General features: G+C 31.3%; 3 protein-coding genes. All 3 read right to left on the reverse strand.

Annotated features, from left to right (window positions below):
- Nucleotides 1-14: 14 nt before the first annotated feature.
- Nucleotides 15-551 carry a GNAT family N-acetyltransferase gene (locus tag GMC_RS0102050; RefSeq protein ID WP_010520572.1) on the reverse strand — a complete coding sequence of 179 codons (537 nt, stop codon included), beginning with the start codon at nucleotides 549-551 and terminating at the stop codon, nucleotides 15-17.
- Nucleotides 552-1,109: 558 nt separating this feature from the next.
- The gene (locus GMC_RS0102055) at nucleotides 1,110-1,580 is read right to left on the reverse strand and encodes a hypothetical protein (RefSeq protein WP_138940543.1); all 471 of its coding nucleotides are present in this window, start codon (nucleotides 1,578-1,580) and stop codon (nucleotides 1,110-1,112) included.
- A complete protein-coding gene (locus GMC_RS0102060) occupies nucleotides 1,555-2,493 on the reverse strand; it encodes a hypothetical protein (protein ID WP_010520574.1) in 939 nt (312 codons plus the stop codon). Before GMC_RS0102060 ends, GMC_RS0102055 begins: the two co-directional genes overlap by 26 nt.
- Nucleotides 2,494-2,708: the final 215 nt, after the last annotated feature.

Genomic DNA, 2,708 nt, shown 5'->3' on the forward strand with positions numbered 1-2,708 from the left:
TTACCACACGTTATTTATATATTTTCTTTTTCGTACAAGACACAACTTTCAAGTGTTTTATATTCTTTTAATAATGGATGATTAAAGGTCTTTTTTTTCTTCATTCCGAGTTTTTTCATAACACGTTCAGATTTATCATTTATTTTTGGACAAATAGATTTTATTGTTTTTAATCCGATATCATTAAAAGCAAAATCAAGACATTTTTTAGCTCCTTCAGTTGCGTATCCTTTTCCCCATTCTTTTTGTGCTAATCTCCACCCAATATCTACACAAGGCGTAAAGTCAGATTCGAAATTTTGTTTTGAAATTCCAATAAAACCTATCATTTCATTATTATCCAATTTATCAACAGCAAAATAGCAAAATCCGTTTTCAGAATATTGCTTTTTCATTCTATCAACAAATTCCTCTGTTTGTTCTTTATTTGGAATACTCGGAAAAAACTCCATTACTTTAGAGTCGGAATTGATTTCTGTCATTTTAGGTTTGTCTGTATCAGTCCAATTTCTAAAACCTAACCTTTCAGACTTAAAAAGGTAATTCTCCATTCTATTTTTGCTTATGTGTGGTAACGCCCCAACTATGAACAGTGCAGTGAAGAAGTTCAACGAACTTCAAACCAGCCCAAGTAAAAGCTTTTGGCGCCTTTTAATTTTACGATTATAAAAGTAAGAAAAAAGCTTTTACGACCAAGCAAATCAACTATTTAATTCGGCTAGCGACTGCCCTGCATTGTTTATAGTTATTGTTGTAGCTTGTATTTTTTTGCACGAGCCAAAACACCAAGATAGGGCATAGCGTTTCGGACGAGCTAAAACCGTACAAACTCTCAATTATTAGCCGTTATTCAGTCAGCCGTAGCCACAAATTGAGTTTTTGCAGTTAATTGAATTCAGTTCTCAGACTCAACTCAGCTGTGTATTTTTATCAGTTTACAGTAAAAAGAATTCCATTAGATGAACCAATACAAAAACTCAAAACAACGCTTGTGAGCGACAAGATGATCAGACTCATTTATTAGTAAAGTATGAGCTACAACGATTGTTGTATGATTTATAGCTGTCCCGTTAGGGTAGCTATTAATTATACAACTTGTTACAAGCTGGCTATTTTTGTTCAATAACTTTTATTTTTTCACTTACCTTAATTAAATTTGTAATCACTCTCGCTCTGCCATCGGGATAATAATTTTTTAGTAAAACTAAATCTTGGATATATCCATCTAAATAAAATTTACCTGTAGAATCAAACTTATAATTGAAATAAATAGTGTCATTCTCTTTTTCTAATGGACTTACAAAAGTATCAAGACTGTTATGCATTTTTTCTAATTCCGAGATTGTATGTTGTTTTTTGAACTTACCTAAAAAAAGTGCTGTTGATCTTGTCGTATTTTGATTTAAATCTATTGTATCTAAATTTAGGTTTGGGATTATTTTTCCTGTGTAGTTGTTGTTTACATAGCATGGATTTGTATATATTGATTTTAAAAATTGTTCTTTTTCTTTGCAATTTATTAGTGTCAATAATATGATTATCCAAAGTTGTTGGCTAATTATTTTTTTTAAAATCATCATAAGCTTTATGCTTCTTTAATTGATTAATTTTTTCAATATTTAGATTTACTTTTTCTACATCTTTAACGTAGACGGCAGTATCTTTTTCAGTTAAACTACCTCCTTGATCTACATGTCCATTATTATTAAAATAACTCCAATGATTTACTTTTTTTATCCTAATTATAACTTTAGGTTCTTCAATAGATGAAATACTATCCTTAGAAGTCATTTTTTCTATTGTTTCAATATCTTCATTTTTAAAAGCTTCATCAAGCTTTAAGTAGTGGTTAATAGCTGATTTTAAATTTAAGGTAAAGTTGTAAATAGATTTAAAAACATTAGCCGATATTTTTTTGAATCCACCAAGAGGTTTTCTAATTTGAGGATTACCCCATAAATCTCCTCCATTTCTGTGCCTATTTGTGCTAAAGCTATCCCCACCAGATCGATTGTTTCCCCAAAGTGGCTCAAAAGCTGCATTATTCATAAAGCCATTTGTTTTTCGTCTATCGTCTTCACATACTTTATCAGTTACATCAATCCATTTTTCACGAAAATTCTCCCATTGGTAGTATCTATCAGCATAGTCAGGATATTGGCAAATTTCTCCATCTTCATTACCTCTATATCCAGGTTCGCCATATTTATATCGGTCATGCTTTTCATGATACTCTAGTTCAATTTTACCTAGAACACAATCGTTACCGCTACTAACATCACAGCTTGAATTCTTTAACTCGTAATCTCTTAAAACATTAAGGTCGAAAGAAGAAGAGCTTCTAACAAAATCATACATTCTTTCACTTACCGATTGACGGACTTTTCTTTCGAAGTCACATTCGCCGTCATGCTCTTCAATACATTTAATGATTATTTCTCTTAGCTTCCTTTCAATCGCTTCGGCTACTTTACTTGATTCCCAACTATCCATAATTTTAAGTTTTTTGAGCGCTTGCTTGTAACGTCTAGTATAAGAAACGTAGGGTAGGTGATAAGCACTATCGTTTGGGTTTATTACTTAGCTAAATATAAATATTTTGCTTTTATCTTTTCTACTATAAACGCCAAATTTTATATTTGGCGCCATTGCTGATTAGCCTTGCCTTTAGAATTCGACACAAAATCCCCTATGTTTTTTATACCTTG

Origin of the sequence: Aquimarina agarivorans, from assembly GCF_000218485.1 — a bacterium.
Lineage (GTDB): Bacteria > Bacteroidota > Bacteroidia > Flavobacteriales > Flavobacteriaceae > Aquimarina > Aquimarina agarivorans.

Excerpts from the sequence above, each read along its gene's own strand:
- GMC_RS0102055 (WP_138940543.1), bottom strand. The coding sequence starts at position 1,580 with ATGATGATTTTAAAAAAAATAATTAGCCAACAACTTTGGATAATCATA.
- GMC_RS0102050 (WP_010520572.1), bottom strand. The coding sequence starts at position 551 with ATGGAGAATTACCTTTTTAAGTCTGAAAGGTTAGGTTTTAGAAATTGG.
- GMC_RS0102060 (WP_010520574.1), bottom strand. The coding sequence starts at position 2,493 with ATGGATAGTTGGGAATCAAGTAAAGTAGCCGAAGCGATTGAAAGGAAG.